14 protein-coding genes are annotated in these 15,486 nt (G+C 70.2%); 9 read left to right on the top strand and 5 right to left on the bottom strand.

The window, feature by feature from the left end; translation table 11 throughout:
* The 3 genes from ON26_RS13575 to fabG form a co-directional block, all read right to left on the bottom strand.
* Positions 1 to 1,230 carry an SfnB family sulfur acquisition oxidoreductase gene (locus ON26_RS13575; RefSeq protein WP_040796421.1) on the bottom strand — a complete coding sequence of 410 codons (1,230 nt, stop codon included), beginning with the start codon at positions 1,228 to 1,230 and terminating at the stop codon, positions 1 to 3.
* Positions 1,231 to 1,517: 287 nt separating this feature from the next.
* A complete protein-coding gene (mscL, locus tag ON26_RS13570; protein ID WP_306307247.1) occupies positions 1,518 to 2,030 on the bottom strand; it encodes a large conductance mechanosensitive channel protein MscL in 513 nt (170 codons plus the stop codon).
* Between the two features lie 325 nt (positions 2,031 to 2,355).
* Entirely contained in the window at positions 2,356 to 3,117 is a 762-nt protein-coding gene (fabG, locus tag ON26_RS13565) for a 3-oxoacyl-ACP reductase FabG (protein ID WP_040796420.1), read from the bottom strand.
* Positions 3,118 to 3,363: 246 nt separating this feature from the next.
* Between fabG and ON26_RS13560 the strand changes: the two genes are divergently transcribed.
* The 4 genes from ON26_RS13560 to gad all read left to right on the top strand — a co-directional run bounded on the left by ON26_RS13560 (position 3,364) and on the right by gad (position 7,991).
* Entirely contained in the window at positions 3,364 to 4,578 is a 1,215-nt protein-coding gene (locus ON26_RS13560; RefSeq protein WP_245545845.1) for a sensor histidine kinase, read from the top strand.
* 13 nt (positions 4,579 to 4,591) lie between these two features.
* Positions 4,592 to 5,263: a response regulator transcription factor gene (locus tag ON26_RS13555; RefSeq protein WP_083884055.1), complete on the top strand. Its 672-nt coding sequence runs from the start codon at positions 4,592 to 4,594 to the stop codon at positions 5,261 to 5,263.
* Positions 5,264 to 5,423: 160 nt separating this feature from the next.
* Positions 5,424 to 6,410: an alpha/beta hydrolase gene (locus ON26_RS13550; RefSeq protein ID WP_083884069.1), complete on the top strand. Its 987-nt coding sequence runs from the start codon at positions 5,424 to 5,426 to the stop codon at positions 6,408 to 6,410.
* A gap of 183 nt (positions 6,411 to 6,593) precedes the next feature.
* A complete protein-coding gene (gene gad / locus ON26_RS13545) occupies positions 6,594 to 7,991 on the top strand; it encodes a glutamate decarboxylase (protein ID WP_040796419.1) in 1,398 nt (465 codons plus the stop codon).
* Between the two features lie 16 nt (positions 7,992 to 8,007).
* Here the strand turns inward: gad and ON26_RS13540 are convergent, their stop codons facing one another.
* Together ON26_RS13540 and ON26_RS13535 are read right to left on the bottom strand one after the other, a co-directional pair.
* Positions 8,008 to 9,429, bottom strand: coding sequence for an amidohydrolase family protein (locus ON26_RS13540; protein WP_040796418.1), 1,422 nt, complete (start codon positions 9,427 to 9,429; stop codon positions 8,008 to 8,010).
* A gap of 82 nt (positions 9,430 to 9,511) precedes the next feature.
* Positions 9,512 to 10,843: a CoA transferase gene (locus tag ON26_RS13535; RefSeq protein ID WP_040796417.1), complete on the bottom strand. Its 1,332-nt coding sequence runs from the start codon at positions 10,841 to 10,843 to the stop codon at positions 9,512 to 9,514.
* A 42-nt stretch (positions 10,844 to 10,885) separates the two neighbouring features.
* Here ON26_RS13535 and ON26_RS13530 point away from each other — a divergent pair, with 42 nt between their 5' ends.
* From ON26_RS13530 to ON26_RS13510, 5 genes are all read left to right on the top strand, one after another.
* Positions 10,886 to 12,055: an enoyl-CoA hydratase/isomerase family protein gene (locus tag ON26_RS13530; RefSeq protein WP_040796416.1), complete on the top strand. Its 1,170-nt coding sequence runs from the start codon at positions 10,886 to 10,888 to the stop codon at positions 12,053 to 12,055.
* A 200-nt stretch (positions 12,056 to 12,255) separates the two neighbouring features.
* Positions 12,256 to 13,155, top strand: a complete 900-nt coding sequence (locus ON26_RS13525) for a TIGR03619 family F420-dependent LLM class oxidoreductase (RefSeq protein ID WP_040796415.1) — start codon at positions 12,256 to 12,258, stop codon at positions 13,153 to 13,155.
* A gap of 52 nt (positions 13,156 to 13,207) precedes the next feature.
* Positions 13,208 to 14,047, top strand: coding sequence for a FadR/GntR family transcriptional regulator (locus ON26_RS13520; RefSeq protein ID WP_245545844.1), 840 nt, complete (start codon positions 13,208 to 13,210; stop codon positions 14,045 to 14,047).
* Positions 14,048 to 14,381: 334 nt separating this feature from the next.
* The gene (locus ON26_RS13515) at positions 14,382 to 15,215 is read left to right on the top strand and encodes a mycofactocin-coupled SDR family oxidoreductase (RefSeq protein ID WP_040796414.1); all 834 of its coding nucleotides are present in this window, start codon (positions 14,382 to 14,384) and stop codon (positions 15,213 to 15,215) included.
* A 55-nt stretch (positions 15,216 to 15,270) separates the two neighbouring features.
* A complete protein-coding gene (locus ON26_RS13510; protein ID WP_040796413.1) occupies positions 15,271 to 15,471 on the top strand; it encodes a ferredoxin in 201 nt (66 codons plus the stop codon).
* The last annotated feature ends 15 nt before the right edge of the window (positions 15,472 to 15,486 follow it).

Here is a 15,486-nt window from a genome sequence, read left to right as displayed (position 1 = left end):
TCATACCTGTCCGTGGTTGGGTGGCGGGGTGCCGTCGACGGCCCAGCGGCCGAGGTGCTGGATCTTCCAGGCGACGGGGTCGTGCAGGGTGTGGGTGCGGGCGTTGCGCCAGTGCCGGTCGAGGTTGCGGTCGCCGGCGGCGGCGCGGGTACCGCTCACCTCGAACAGCTTGGAGCTCGCCGACAGCGCGGCGTGGGTGGTGGCGGCGCGTGCGGCGGCCGTCGCGAGGCCGGCCGCCGTGGCGCTGCGGTCGGTCAGGGCCGCGTCGGCATGGTCGATGCTGCGCGCGGCTTCGGCGAGCAGGGCCTCGGCGGCCCGGATCGACAGTTCCAATTCGCCGAAGGTGTGGATCACGAGCGGGTCGGCCGCGGCGCGATCGACGCCCGCGTCGGGATAGGGCCGGCTCGACTCGCGGACGAACTGCGCGGCGTCGGTGAGGGCGGCCCGTGCGATGCCCGCGTCGATGGCGGCGTGCAGGGCCTGGGCGAAAGCGCCGTAGGTCTGCGGCCCGTCGAAGGTCGCCGCGTACGGAGTGATCAGGTCGTCGGTGACGAGTACGTCGGTGAGAACGACGCTGCCGCTGGCGGTGGTCCGTTGGCCGAGTCCGCGCCAGTCGTCGATCACATCCACGCCGTCGGCTCGGCGCTCCACCCAGGCGACGACGAGCGGGCCGTCCGCCCCGCGATGCGCCAGCACCGGGATCCAGTCGGCGAGCAGCGCGCCGGTCGCATACGCCTTGCGCCCGCTCAGCCGCCAGCGCCGCGCGCCGTCGGGATGCAGGGTCGTGCGGATGTCGCGCACGTGCTTCGTCCCGGCCTCGGATTGCGCGTTGCCGAACCGCTTTCCGGCCAGCACCTGGCCGAACAGTCGCTCGCACTGGGCTCGGGTGCCCTGGCGCCGGAGGTGTCCGACGTAGACGAAATGACTGTGCGGGATCTGGCCGATATTCGGGTCGGCTCGGGAGAGCAGCCGGACCACTTCGACGACGGTGGTCACCGGGAGGCCCGCGCCGCCGTATTCGGCAGGGACGGTGATGGCGAGCAGGCCGGATCCCGCCAGCCGGTCGAGTTCGGTCCTGGGCAGGATGCGCTGGGCATCTCGTTCGGCCGCGTGCTCGGTGAAGTCCGCCGCGAGCCGGGCGGCGGCATCGAGGGCCTGCTCGCTGGTGAGTACGGGAACGGCGGTGACAGGCGGGTCCGGTGGCCCGGCCTGCTGAACTGCGTTCGACATGCGGTGGTCTCCTCAGTTCCCGGTCACAACCGTGAGTGAGCACACCGATGACACCATCCGCCGCCGGGCTCGACCAGCATTGCCTTCAGCCCGAGTGAAACGCTGCCGGAATCGCCGCAGCGCGCGATTGCGGCTATGCGGGATCGAACGGGTCGGCGGTCAGGGATGCCGCGCGCCGGGTGGATATCCGGCCGCGCCGATCCGGGGGGAGATGCGGGCGCGCTTACCCCGAAAGACAACGGGTGGTCCGGGCGAAACCGCGCCCGGACCACCCGTTGACAATCGCTTCAGTACCGGCTGGCGACCTTCTCGTCCTCGCCACGACCGTCGGCGGGCGTGCCGGTCGCCGGGCTGCTGGTGTCGTGCTCGCGCTCGATGCGCTGGTTCGCGGCGTGCTCGGCCTCGATCGCCTCGTCGCGCTGGGCGAGCAGATCGCGGATCTCGATGAGCAGTTCGACCTCGGTGGGCTCGGCGACCTTCTTGGTGCCGAACCGGTTGGTCAGGTGCCGCATGGGCAGGATCAGGACGAAGTAGAGGACGGCCGCCACGATCACGAAGTTCACGATCGCGGTGATGATCGGGCCGACCTCCACGAAGGTGGAGTCCTTACCGGGGACGATCCGGAAGCCGAGGCCGAGCTCGTCGGGGCCGCCGATGACGGCGAGCAGCGGGGTGATGATTCCCTTGGTCACCGCGGTCACCACGGCGGTGAAGGCGGTGCCGATCACGACCGCCACCGCGAGGTCGATGACGTTCCCGCGCATCAGGAAGTCCTTGAACCCCTGCAGACTCTTCAACAACTCCGACCACTCCCAACCAGACGTACTTCCCGAACCATTCCGTGCCGACCACACCGCCCCGGTCGCCGTTGCCCGCGCAGCGCCCGCCACGACGCCTCACCGACGGGGTGGATACCCGTGGTGACGGCATCGATGCGGCATGTCCCGAAGAATCGAGCCGGCGACGGGATGCTCCCTCACCGTGGGCGGACCGGCAACCCGATCACCCGGCCGCAGCGCCGTCGCGCCCGGGCGCACGAGGTCCTGTCCCGACCGGGCCCGGTCCGATGCGACACGGCAGACGGCATGGTAACCCACTGATAGCTGAACCAGCGATTCCGCGGCGTCAGGCCCGGGGGCCGCCGGCGACGTAGAGGACCTGGCCGGAGACGAAACCGGCTTCCTCGCGGAAGAAGTAGGAGACCGCGGCGGCGATGTCCTCGGGCAGGCCGACCCGCTGCACCGGAATCTCCTTGGCCGCAGCGGCTTTCAGATCCTCGAAGTCCATGCCGATGCGGGCGGCGGTGGCCGCGGTCATGTCGGTGTCGATGAAGCCGGGCGCGATCGCGTTGACGGTCACGCCGAAGCGGCCGAGTTCGATAGCCAGCGTCTTGGTGAAGCCCTGCAGGCCGGCCTTGGCGGCGGAGTAGTTGGCCTGGCCGCGGTTGCCCAGCGCCGAGACGCTCGACAGGTTCACGATCCGGCCCCAGCCTGCCTCGGCCATGTGCTTCTGGGTGGCGCGGCTCATCAGGAAAGAGCCGCGCAGGTGCACGTTCATGACCGCGTCCCACTCCCCCGTGCTCATCTTGAACAGCAGGTTGTCGCGGGTGATGCCGGCGTTGTTCACCAGCGCGACCGGCGCGCCGAGCTGCTGCACGACCCGGTCCACCGCCGCGGTGACCGATTCCTCGTCGGAGACGTCGGCGCCGATCGCCACCGCCCTGCCGCCGTCGGCCTCGATCCGGTCGACGACCGGCTGACAAGCCTGTTCGTCGAGATCGAGCACCGCGACCGCGAAACCGTCCGAAGCCAGCCGGGTGGCGATGGCCGCGCCGATGCCGCGGGCGGCACCGGTGACGATGGCGACCTTGGAAGTGTTCTGACTCATGAATGCGTCCTTTCGAAGAGAGTCTCTCGATCATCATTGCCATACGCCCTCCTACCGCGACCCACCGGGCATATCTCGGCCGGGTGACTTACATAGTTAGATCGCAATATCTATATAGCTATGTGTTCTCTCTTCCCGGCTACGCGGAGGTGCGTAGTGACGTCGGAGACGGATACGTCGTGCGACGTAGTCGTTCACGCTTGTGCGCGGGCGATTTCGGCACGACGGGTGTCGTACGATCGCCGCATGGAGCAGCGGGCGCCGATGCGGGAACTGTTCGTCCGGTTCTCACGGCGGCCCGGTTGGCTCCCCGATGTGGCCCTGGCGGTGTTCGTCACGGTGATGCAGGTGCTCGGCGCGATGGTCACCGTCCCGGTCGAACCGCCCTCGACGCCCGTGTCGGCGATCGGCTACGCCCTGCTGATCGTCAGCGGACTGTCCATCGCGGCCCGCCGCAGCACTCCCGTCGCGGTATTCGCGATCACCGCGGTCGCCAGCCTGGTCTATTTCGGGTTCGACTTCCCCGATCGAATGTCCTATCTGGCGCTGTTCGTCGCGCTCTACACCCTCGCCGCCTACGGTGACGGTCGCCGCTCGCTGATCATCGCGGGCACAGGTATTTCGATCCTGTCCGTGGGTTGGCTGATCGCGGGGGCGGACGTCGAGCCGGTGTCGGCCATCGGCTGGGTGTTCTTCCGGATCGGCGCCTCGGTCATCAGCACGGCCCTGGGAGAGAACGTCCGCTCCCGCCGGGTCATCGCCACCGAGGCGCAGCAGCGCGCCGAGCTCGCGGAACGCTCGCGTGAGGAGGAGGCCAGGGCACGGGTGGACGCCGAACGGCTGCGCATCGCCCGCGAGGTCCACGACACGGTCGCCCACGCGATCGCCGTCATCAATGTGCAGTCCGGCGTCACCGCGCATGTGCTCGACAAACGCCCGGAGCAGGCGCGCGAAGCCCTGCGCACCATCGAGCAGACGAGTTCGCGTGCGCTGCGGGAGATGCGGGCGATCCTCGGTGTGCTGCGCGACGGCGACGATCGCGAACCGTATCCGGGGCTCGACCGGATCCACGAACTCACCGGCAAGGCCAGGGACGCCGGGCTCGACGTCGCCCTCGAGCAGACGCCGCCGGTCGCACCGCTGCCGAGCGCTGTGGGTGGCGCGGCGTATCGGATCGTGCAGGAATCCCTCACGAATGTGATCCGGCATGTCGGTCCGACCCGGGTGACGGTCACGCTCGAGCCCGGCGTCGACGACCTGCGGATTCGGGTGATCGACGACGGCGGCTCGCCCGGCAACACCGCCCGTGCCGCGGGGACGACCGCGCCGGGACGGGGGATCATCGGCATGCGTGAACGCTGCCGGCTGCTCGGCGGCGAACTCGACGCGCGCCCACATCCGAACGGCGGATTCGAGGTCGTGGCTCGGCTGCCGCTCAGCCCGGTCTCGTCGAGCCGGTGATCGCTGTGGTTGCGTGGAAGCCGTGAATCCCGCGATCAAGGTGCTGCTCGCCGACGACGAGCATCTGGTGCGCTCCGGCTTCAAGGTCCTGCTCGACCTGGAAGACGACATCACGGTGGTCGGCGAGGCCGTCGACGGCGCCGAAGCCGTCGACCAGGCGCGCGCCGTCCGTCCCGATGTCGTGCTCATGGACATCCGCATGCCCCGGCTGGACGGCATCGAGGCGACCGCCCGGATAGCGGAAACCGTCGGGCTCGAACAGGTGAAGGTTCTCATCCTGACCACCTACGACACCGACGAGAACGTCTTCGACGCCCTGCAGGCGGGCGCGAGCGGCTTCCTGCTCAAGGACGCGGGTCCCGCCGAACTCCTGCACGCCATCCGGGTCATCGCCGCAGGCGAGGCGCTGCTCGCACCCCGGGTCACCCGTCGGCTCATCGGCCGGATCACAGCGCAGCGCGAAGTCGCCGAATCCGGGCAGGAACGGCTGGCGGTGCTGACCGATCGGGAACGCGAAGTGCTCGCCCTGGTCGGGCAGGGCATGAACAACGCGGAAATCGGCGCCGCCCTGTTCCTCAGCCCGGCCACCGCGCGCACGCATGTCAGCCGGGCGATGATCAAACTCGGTGCGCGTGATCGCGCCCAGCTCGTCGTGATCGCCTATCGGACCGGCCTGGTTTCGTGACGGCCCCGCGATCGGTCGAGCGGCCGAGCCGGCGTCCGACGCGCGGCGCCGACTACGACAACGGGCGTACGCGAAACATCCTGCGCTACGCGCGATCCCGTAGGAGCCGACGCCGGTGGACGGACGCGCGGCACACCGGGCCGGCGCGACGATCGACGGCATGAGAGGCACACTTCCCTTGCGAATGCGGCTGCTGAGCGTCCTGGCGTCCCAGCCGGACTGGGATTCCATCACCCCGGACCAGCTCGTCGAATTCCGCGAAGCGCAACACCGCACACTGCTGTCACCCGTCGGCAGGCTCGTCACCGGCAGGCCCGATCGCCGCGCACGGATCAGCACCCACCCGCTCGGTCTCCCGGGCCGAGAGCTGAGCGTGCGCGTCTACCTGCCGGAGCACGCCGATACCCCGCTGCCCCTGGTGATCGCCTTCCACGGCGGCGGATTCGTCGGTGGCGAGCCCCGCCAGGACGACTGGTTGCTCAGTCATCTGGCGGCGCACTCCCCCGCCGTGGTCGTCTCGCTCGACTACCGGCTCGCCCCGGAACATCCGATCCCCGCCGCAGTCCGGGACGCGTACGAGGCCGCGCCTCTGCTCGCCGACCGGGCGGCGGAGTGGGGTGCAGATCCCGCCCGCATCGTCCTGCTCGGCTCGAGCGCGGGCGCAACCCTGGCCGCGCTGACCGCCATCGGCGCCGTCGACCTCGGGCTGTCGGTGCGGGCTCAGGTTCTGGTGAATCCGCAGCTCGACTGGACCACCGGCGCCTTCGACTACCCCTCGTTCACCGAGAACGCCGACAGCCCGACCGCCACCCCGGCCAACTGCCGGGCGGCGCGGCGAATGGCGCTGCCCGCGTCCTTCGACGCTCGCGAGATCTCCCCGATCCACATCGCCGACCTCGCGGGCGTGGCACCGGCCCTCATCGTCTCCGCGGGCTTGGACACGCTCGAAGACCAGTCCCCCGCCTACGCCGAGCGTCTGCGCCGAGCGGGAGTCGACGTGACACTGCGGCGTCACCCGCGGGCGACGCACTCCTTCCTGAGCATGCCGGGATTGGTCGCGGCGGCGCAACCGGCGCGCGCGCAGATCCTCGCCTTCCTGCGCGATCAGGTGCAGGCAGGCGCGCGACGAGCAGAATCGGGTCGCTGAACCGGCCCGCCGCCCACTCCGGCGGCGGGCAACACGCCAGTTCGTCGGCCGATCTCCGGGGATCGGCCGGAGTACTGTCACCAGTCAGTGGTGCGGAGCGCGCCCGGTCCCCCACCGGCCGCCGGGCCTGCACGGCCCGGACGCCCGCGTCACCCGGACCGGTAGCCGAGACCAGGAGTCGCCATGCCGTTGTCGCACCCTTCCTTCCGTCAGGACCAGAGCCGCAGCGAGGTCTCGGTCAATCCGATCTTCTCCCGTGAGCCGATCTCCGTGCCGCGCAACCGGATGCCCGAAGGTGAGCTCGACAACGACATCGCCTACCAGGTGGTGCACGACGAACTGATGCTCGACGGGAATGCCCGGCTGAATCTGGCCACCTTCGTCACCACGTGGATGGAACCGACCGCTCGGGTGCTGATGGCCGAGTGCGCCGACAAGAACATGATCGACAAGGACGAGTACCCGCGCACCGCCGACCTCGAGCAACGCTGCGTGCGCATGCTCGCCGATCTGTGGCACGCGGGCGATCCCGAACACGCACCGGGCTGTTCGACCACCGGTTCCAGCGAAGCCTGCATGCTCGCGGGGCTGGCGATGAAGCGGCGTTGGCAACATCGCCGGCGCGCGGCGAGGCTGCCCGCCGATCGGCCCAACCTGGTGATGGGCGCCGATGTGCAGGTGTGCTGGGAGAAGTTCGCCAATTACTGGGATGTCGAAGCCCGCTTGGTCCCGATGGAGGGCGATCGCTACCACCTCACCGCCGAATCGGCGCTGCCGCATTGCGACGAGAACACCATCGGGGTGGTCGCCGTGCTCGGGTCGACCTTCGACGGCAGCTACGAACCGGTCGCCGAGATCTGCGCCGCGCTCGACGACCTGCAACAGCGGGAAGGCTGGGACATCCCCGTCCATGTCGACGGCGCCTCGGGCGCGATGATCGCCCCCTTCTGCGACCCGGACCTGACCTGGGATTTCCAGCTGCCCCGCGTGGCCTCCATCAATACCTCCGGCCACAAGTACGGCCTCGTCTATCCCGGCGTCGGCTGGGTGGTCTGGCGCGACACCGACGCCCTGCCCGACGACCTGGTCTTTCGCGTCAACTATCTCGGCGGGGAGATGCCGACCTTCGCCCTCAATTTCTCCCGTCCGGGCGCTCAGGTGGTCGCCCAGTACTACAACTTCCTGCGGCTGGGGCGCAGCGGCTATACCCGCGTCCAGCAGTACTGCCGCGATGTCGCCACCCAACTCTCCGGAGCCATCGCGGCGATGGGGCCGTTCCGCCTGCTGACCGACGGCAGCGAACTCCCCGTCTTCGCCTTCACCCTCGCCGAGGTCGAGACCGGCTATTCGGTGTTCGATGTGTCGGCCGCGCTGCGCGAGCAGGGCTGGCTGGTTCCGGCCTACACCTTTCCCGGGAACCGCGAGGATCTGGCCGTCCTGCGGATCGTGGTGCGCAACGGGTTCAGCCACGATATGGCCGAGCTTCTGCTCGAGGCGCTCGCGCGCGTCATTCCGCGGTTGCGCGCTCAGGACCGGCCGCAGCACGGCGCCGAAACGGCGAACTTCGCCCACGGAACGTGAATTCGCGTGGCGATGGTCATCGCCGATACCGGATCCTGCCCCGAATCATCGTGCAGCGCACCGGGTCGGCTCCCGGCCGGGCGGCCTCGGCGAGCGGTCGATCGAGCAGCACCAGGTCGGCGGGCTCACCGACGCGGATCGTCCGGGGACGCCCGCCGGGGTCGTCGAGCGGGGTGAGGTAGCCGCTCAGGGCCTCGGATGCGGTGAGTTGTTCCGGCTCACCGAGGATTTCGCCGGTGGGTGCGCGCCGGGCCTCGGCGGCCGCCATCACCGACCACGGGTTCAGCGGGCCGTACGGGGCGTCGCTCGACAGTGCCAGCGCAATGCCCTCGCTCAGCAGCGAGCGGCAGCGGTACAGGTCGGGGAGGTCTTCGGCATCGACGCGATGCAGGTAGTCGTCGCCGCGATGGGCGAGGAATCCCGGTTGGGTGACGATGGTGAGGCCGTGGCCGCGCAGGGCCTCGAACGACTCGGCGGGGATGACGGCGCCGTGCTCGATCCGGTCGCCCGGCATGCTGCCGACCTCGTCGAAGACGGCGAGCAGAACGACCAGCGCGACGCGGCTGACGCAGTGGACGGCTACCGGCCGGTGTGCGGCGTGAGCCCGCCGGACGAGGGCGGCGAGCCGGTCGAAATCGACGGGGTCGGAGTCGGCGATGACGATCTTGCCGGGGCCGATGGTCACCGTGTCCGGGAATACGCGGCCGGTCGTCCTGTGGTGCGACGACTCGGCAGGATCGTCCACGGGGACGCCGAGCAGGTGCAGACGCTGTGGCAGTGCGCCGGAGATGTGGGCGTCGAGGAGCGCCGACAACGAGGCGGGTGGCAGGTCGGGTGTCGCGTCGGTGACGCCGGTGATCCCGAACCGGGACAGGTCGGCGCCTACCCTGGTCAACGAGGGTGGGCCGGTACGGGGCAGACGTTCGCGCAGCCAGGCGTCCGCGCGCCAGACGCGGCCGGTGGGACGACCGGAGTCGTCGCGCTCGACGCCGGGGTGATCGGCCGTGTCCAGCCGGACCGCCTCGCACGCAACCGAATTGAGTATCCACAGCGCGCCGCTGCGATGTTGCATCCGCACCGGGCGGCGAGCATGGAAACGGTCGAGGGCGGCGGCATCGAGCAGGCCCGCGACGGTTTCGACGTAGCCGACTCCCCTGATCCACCCCTCCCCCGGTGCGGCGGCGAGAGCGGCTGCCAGTTCGTCGCTGGTGCGTACGCGGGGCGGACCGCATCGCACCGAGTCGGCATCGGCGGCGATGGCGTGCAGGTGTAGATGATGATCGTGCAGGCCGGGCAGCAACGGGGCGCCGCGGCCGTCGATCACTTCGGCGGCTCCGGCGTCCAACCCGCCGGCGATGGCAGCGATGCGATCACCGGCGACCGCGACATCGGCTCGGCCACCGGGCAATTCGACATCACGGAAGAGGTAGCTCGTCATCGGACCGCGCTCGTTCCGGCGAGCGGGGGTGCGGCGCGCACGCAGTGCTCCGGCGATTCCGTGCCGGGGGAACGGGGCGCGATCATCGGACTGTGCCCAATCCGGCAAGCACCGTATCGGTGTCGCGGCCGGGCTCGGCGACCGTTCCGCGCGCCTGCCGTCGCTGTGGTTCGCTGATCCGCACCGGACCCGTCGAAGTCTCGACCGCCCAGTGGCTACCCTCGCGATGTGCTTGTGGCGCCGCACTTTCCGTGGCTTCGAGGGTGCGGCCGACGACATCGGTCATCGAGATATCCCACAGCTCGCCCCCGCCCCCGGCCGGCACCGACATCGCGAGCGCGGCGGCGGTCAAGCCGGTCAGCGGATCGGCGATCGCGTCACCGACGAACATCGGGCCGTCGGCGTCGAAGGCCACCAGCCCGGCGGAGGCGGCGATGTCGTCACCGAAACCCACCCGGTCCGATGCGCGGCCTGCGGCGGTGATCGACAGCCAGGTCGCGCCGTCCGCGACGAATTGTTCCGCCTCCAAACCGAATCCGCGCAGGGCGCGCGGGCGTGAGGCTTCGATGACGATATCCGCCGCGCTCACGAGGGCGTGCAGCGCCGCACGGTCTTCGGGCACCGTCGGATCGAATTGCACCGCCTCGTGGCCGCCGTGCAGCAGCCGATAGAAATCGGCATTGCCGCGGCGCGCGCCGTCCGGGCGCGAGGGTGTCTCGACCTTGACGATCCGCGCGCCCGCGAGGCCGAGCAGATGCGCGCACAGCGGCCCGGCCCACAAGGCACTGAAATCGACCACCAGCAAGCCGGCCACGGGACGCGGCTCGAGCGGCGAGATGTGTGGGGCCGCCGCGACCTGCCACGCCGTGCCGACAGGGCACGATTCGGTCGGCGCTCGATCGCCGCCGAGTGCGGCGCCACGCTGCGGGAGCGGCGGCTTCGGGGAGACTTCACCGGGCGCGCCGACAGGCCAAGCCGCGACCCCCAGCAGCTCCGCGCGTTCGGCCAACTCGGCTCCGGAGTGCTCGGCCAGCCAGGACGAAACCGCGGGCCAGGGATCGTCGTCGACGAGGTCCGCGCAGGCCAGCGCGGAGAGCAGCAGCGGATCGTCGGGCCGGGCGCACGAGACCGCGGCCCACCCGTCGGCGGTCGGCAGCAAGCGGCACGACCCTCCGGCGGACACCGAACCCGCGCGGCGGAAACCGGTGAGAGCCGCGCGTTCGGAGAGCAGGAGCGCGCCGTCCACCCGGACCGCGCCATCGGTGACATCGGCGATCCACGCACCGCAGGCCCGCGCGTGGGAAGCCGCCCGGCCCGGCGGGACGACGGGCACGCCATCGGCGCGACCGGTGAGGGCGACGATGCCGCTCTCCGCCCAATCCCGCACCCGATCAGCGCTTCCCGGGGTCCACATCGGGCCGATGTTACCTTTGGCGCGGGAGGTCGGAACCGCACCATGGACAGTCACGCACGAACCATCACCGCTGCTCAGCTCGTCGACGACGTCGCGGACATCGCCTCGGGCGCGTCCGCCGCGACAGTGGTCGACCCGGTGCTGGTCGTGGACCTCGACGGCGCGGACGAGGCGCTCGCCGCCCGTGCGGCCGCACGCGTCGCCACCCTCGATCAGCTCGTGGTCGGCCGGAGTTCGCGGCCGATCCCGCCCGGCCTGGCTCCGCTGACCGCCGCGCTCGACCTGACCTATGCGCCGCTCGCCGACCACGGCCCGCAGGCAGAGTCGGCTTTGCCGATCACAGCCGGCGCCACTGCTGGTGCGCCGGCCGAGCCGGCGGCTGTCGCGGATGGCCCCAGCTGGACGACGACGGTGGATCGCGCGGTGGTGGACGTGACCGACGTCGGCGCCGCGCTCGGCGAATTCGTCCGAGCGGTCGGCCGGAACCCGCAGGCGGCGCTCGTCGCCGGGCAGGTCCTGCGGATCTCGGAGACGCTGCCGATCCCCCAGGCCGTCGACGTCGAATCGCTGGCCTACTCCACTCTGCAAGGAGGTGCGGAGTTCCGGCGCTGGCTCGAGGAGCGCAGGGCGCTCGGCCGGCCGCTCCCGCCGCCGCCCGCCGCCGACCCGGTATTGATCGGGCGCGAGGGCGCCACCTTGCGGATCACCCTCAACCGTCCCGAACGCCGCAACGCCTACGGCACCGCCGTGCGCGACGCACTGGTCGAAGCGCTGCGGGTGGCCCTGATCGACGACACCGTGGCCGAGGTCGTGCTCGCCGGCGCCGGTCCGTGCTTCTGCGCGGGCGGCGACCTGGACGAATTCGGGCACGCCCCAGATCACGCGACGGCGCATTTCATCCGGACCAGGGGCGGGGCGGCCCGCTCGATGGCCCGGCTGGCGCCGCGCATGCGGGTCGAGCTGCACGGCCAGTGCGTCGGCGCGGGCATCGAGGTGCCCGCGTTCGCGCAGCGGATCGTGGCCGCCCCCGACACCGTCTTCCGGCTTCCCGAGGTGAGCATGGGTCTGATTCCCGGGGCGGGCGGCACGGTCAGTCTCCCCCGGCGTATCGGCCGCTGGCGCGCATTGCATCTTTTCGTCACCGGCGCGGCGCTGGACGCGTACCGTGCGCGCGAGTGGGGACTCGTGGACGAGATCACCGCTCCCGCCTGAGCCCGCACCACCGTGTTCTCCCCGGCGCGGCGTGGTAACGGCTCGCGCGGGTGGGACTCGACCGGGTCGAGACGGCGTCCGGTCGCTGTCGACGGACTGCGGACGCGTCCCAAAGAAATGCTTTATATCATGATGAATTAGCGCTATGGTGACGTGAGAAATACGACGGACCAGGGCATAGCGGCAGGTGGGAGCGGTCGATGGCATCGATTGGATTGAGCGCGTACGGCATGACGGGCGCCCGGCTCCTCGAACTCGCCGTGTCCGCGGACGCGCTCGGTTTCGACGCGCTGTGGATCGGCGAGCACCTGCTGCGCCCGGTCGTCCAGACCGGCGAGCATCCATCGACCGGCACGGTCCAGCACCACAAGGGTCCACTCATCGACGTCGGCACCGAGTTGACCGACCCGCTGGTCGTGCACGCGGCGATCGCGGCGCGCACCGAGCGGATCAAACTGGGCACCGCCGTCTATCTGGCGCCGCTGCGGCATCCGCTGCACACGGCGCGCAGCACGATCACCGTCCAAGAGCTCAGTGGCGGCCGGCTGCTGCTCGGCGTGGGAGCGGGCTGGCAGCAGGAGGAGTTCGACGCCTTCGGCATCCCCTTCCGCACCCGGATATCCCGCACCGAGGAGTGCGTCGAGGTCCTCCGTAGAGCCTGGTCGGGCGAGGAATTCGGCTATCGCGGCACGCATTTCGCCTTCGATGCCGTGCAGGTGCATCCGCGCCCGGTGGACATCCCCGTGATCATGGGCGGGAACGCGCAGGCCGCGCTGGCCAGGGCAGCCCGCCTCGGTGACGGCTGGTTCACCTCGGGCACCCCCGCATTCGACGAGGCACGGCGGCTGGTCGCCGAGGTACACAGGCACCGCGAAGAGCACGGCAGAACCGGCCCGTTCACGACCTACGTGCGCGCACCGAAACCCGATATCGCCGAACTGCGGCGCTACGAGGAGCACGGGATGGCCGACCTGGTGTTGTGGGCCGACGCGGTCTGGCACGGCCGCACCTCGGCGGAGCGGCACGACAACCTCGCGGCATTCGCCGAACGAGCCGGTCTCACGCCGGTGGCCGCACCGAAGGGCGGTGCGCTAGCGTGATGAAATTCGTTCGCGAACACGCGATTACACCACGAGATCGGGGGGTGACACGGTGGGCAATGTGAAGGTGCGCGAAGCCGAGGGGCAGCGGACACCGGGCGGCGCGGCGACGAGCCGCAAGGCCGTGAAGGAGCGCGGTCCGGCGAACGCCAACGGCGGCGAGGTGTCGCTGCTGCGGCCGCTCAAGGCCGCCGAGTCGGTCGCGCGCACCATCGTCGGCGAGATCCAGAGCCGGCGGCTCGCGCCCGGCGCGAGCCTGCCCTCGGAAGCGGCGATGCTGGAGAAGTACGGCGTGAGCCGGGAATCGCTGCGCGAGGGGCTGCGGCTGCTCGAGGTACAGGGCATGATCACCATCCGCCGAGGCCCCGGTGGCGGGCCCATCGTCGGATCGGTGGACGCCGCGCATCTGGGCCGCGTCTCGGCGCTGTTCTACAACATGGACGGCGCCACCTACGAGGAGTTGCTGGAGTCGTGGGTCTGGGCCGAAGGCGAGCTCGCCGAGCGAGCCGCGCGCTATCCGGACGCCAAGCTGCGCGCCGCGCGGATGGAGCCGTTCCTGCACGAGCACGACGACACTCCCGAGGGGCTCGGCACCTACCTGGAGCGACATGCGGGATTCCACGGCAGCGTGGCGGGGTTGGCAAGCAATCGCGTCCTGGCGTTGAGTCTGCAGACCTACGGTCAGATCGTGGCGCACCACGTGGCGGTCCTCGCCGATCCGCGGCAGCTGCGCGACGTCCTCGTCGACGACCATCGACACATCGCCAAAGCCATCGCACTCGGCCGTCCACGCCAGGCGCGCGAGCTCATGACGGCCCATCTGCGCGGCGTCGTGGAGTACTGCCGCGAACGCCTCACCGTTCCACTGGATTCACCCATCGAGTGGTTGTAGCCCTCCGAAGGCCCCATCGAGCCGGTAGCGCATCCGCGCTGCCGGCTTTTTTCGTCCCTGGTCAGCAGTAGTTTTCCGCTATCAGCCCCGGCCCGGGCCAACTTCGGGCTATTACCGCAATACATCATGAGGAATTCTGGCGAGAGCTCTTGACTTACGAGTTCATCATGAGCAATATGGTGGTCAGCGCGAGCGAGTGACAGCAGTCACAAGACTTTCGCCAGGTCGATTTCCTCACCTGAACCTCGAGAGGAACACCTCCACTGCACGGGAGGCCGCCCGGACGATCCGGCGCGGCCGATACACCCGTGCCGAGAGAGCGCAGGAGGCGCATATGAAGCGGTTGGACGGCAAGGTCGCCTTCATCACCGGAGCTGCCCGCGGCCAGGGCCGCACGCACGCGCTGCGGCTAGCACAGGACGGCGCCGACATCGTCGCGGTGGACCTGTGCAAGCAGCAGTCGAATCTGGACTACTCGCAGGGCACCCCCGAAGACCTCGCCGAGACCGTCGCACTGGTCGAGAAGGAGGGCAGGCGCATCATCGCCCGCGCCGCCGACGTGCGCGACCTGGCCACGCTGCAGGCGGTGGCCGACGAGGCGCTCGCGGAATTCGGCCGCATCGACATCCTGGTGTCGAACGCGGGCATCTCGAACCAGGGCCAGGTCGTCGGCCTGACCGATCAACAGTGGACCGACATCCTCGACACCAACCTGATCGGCGCCTGGCACGCCTGCCGCGCGGTGCTGCCCTCGATGATCGAGCGCGGTGAGGGCGGCTCGATCGTCTTCGTCAGCTCCACCGTCGGCCTGCGCGGCGCGCCCGGCCAGTCCCACTACGCGGCGTCCAAGCACGGCATCCAGGGCCTGATGCTCTCGCTGGCCAACGAGGTGGGCCCGCACAACATCCGCGTCAACTCGGTGAATCCGGGCGCGGTCAACACCCCGATGGCGATCAACGACAGCCTGCTGCGGATGTTCCTTCCGCACCTGGAGAACCCGACCCCCGAAGACGCCGCCGAGCTGTTCTCCGAGCTGACTCTGCTGCCGATCCCGTGGGTCGAGCCCGAGGACGTCAGCAATGCCGTGGCCTGGCTGGTCTCCGACGAGGCCCGCTACATCCACGGCGTCGCGATCCCGGTCGACGGCGGGCAGCTCGCCCGGTCCTAGCCCGCCGGACCCAGCCCACCCCGGCCGACAGCCCTACCGGGCGAAGGAGGAAACCATGACGACGAAGACGGCGAAGGTCGCGGTCGACCTCGACTACTGCCAGGCGCACGGCCGCTGCTACGCGCTGTTCCCCCAGCTGTTCACCGCCGACGACGAAGGACGCGGCGTCGTCCTCGGTGACGGCACGATCCCCGCCGATGTGGATGTCTCCGAGGTCACCGCTGCCTGTCCCGAAGCAGCGATCACCGAGGAATGAGAAGAAGGACCCGAA

The organism is Nocardia higoensis NBRC 100133 (assembly GCF_000308595.1).
Lineage (GTDB): Bacteria > Actinomycetota > Actinomycetes > Mycobacteriales > Mycobacteriaceae > Nocardia > Nocardia higoensis.
Note: the sequence above shows the minus strand (reverse complement) of the source record. Positions and strands in the feature narration are given on the sequence as shown.

What these genes read in the sequence shown, in the direction of transcription:
- ON26_RS13575 (WP_040796421.1), bottom strand. Translation starts at nt 1,230, where the DNA reads ATGTCGAACGCAGTTCAGCAGGCCGGGCCACCGGACCCGCCTGTCACC.
- fabG (WP_040796420.1), bottom strand. Translation starts at nt 3,117, where the DNA reads ATGAGTCAGAACACTTCCAAGGTCGCCATCGTCACCGGTGCCGCCCGC.
- ON26_RS13560 (WP_245545845.1), top strand. Translation starts at nt 3,364, where the DNA reads ATGGAGCAGCGGGCGCCGATGCGGGAACTGTTCGTCCGGTTCTCACGG.
- ON26_RS13550 (WP_083884069.1), top strand. Translation starts at nt 5,424, where the DNA reads ATGAGAGGCACACTTCCCTTGCGAATGCGGCTGCTGAGCGTCCTGGCG.
- gad (WP_040796419.1), top strand. Translation starts at nt 6,594, where the DNA reads ATGCCGTTGTCGCACCCTTCCTTCCGTCAGGACCAGAGCCGCAGCGAG.
- ON26_RS13540 (WP_040796418.1), bottom strand. Translation starts at nt 9,429, where the DNA reads ATGACGAGCTACCTCTTCCGTGATGTCGAATTGCCCGGTGGCCGAGCC.
- ON26_RS13535 (WP_040796417.1), bottom strand. Translation starts at nt 10,843, where the DNA reads ATGTGGACCCCGGGAAGCGCTGATCGGGTGCGGGATTGGGCGGAGAGC.
- ON26_RS13530 (WP_040796416.1), top strand. Translation starts at nt 10,886, where the DNA reads ATGGACAGTCACGCACGAACCATCACCGCTGCTCAGCTCGTCGACGAC.
- ON26_RS13525 (WP_040796415.1), top strand. Translation starts at nt 12,256, where the DNA reads ATGGCATCGATTGGATTGAGCGCGTACGGCATGACGGGCGCCCGGCTC.
- ON26_RS13515 (WP_040796414.1), top strand. Translation starts at nt 14,382, where the DNA reads ATGAAGCGGTTGGACGGCAAGGTCGCCTTCATCACCGGAGCTGCCCGC.
- ON26_RS13510 (WP_040796413.1), top strand. Translation starts at nt 15,271, where the DNA reads ATGACGACGAAGACGGCGAAGGTCGCGGTCGACCTCGACTACTGCCAG.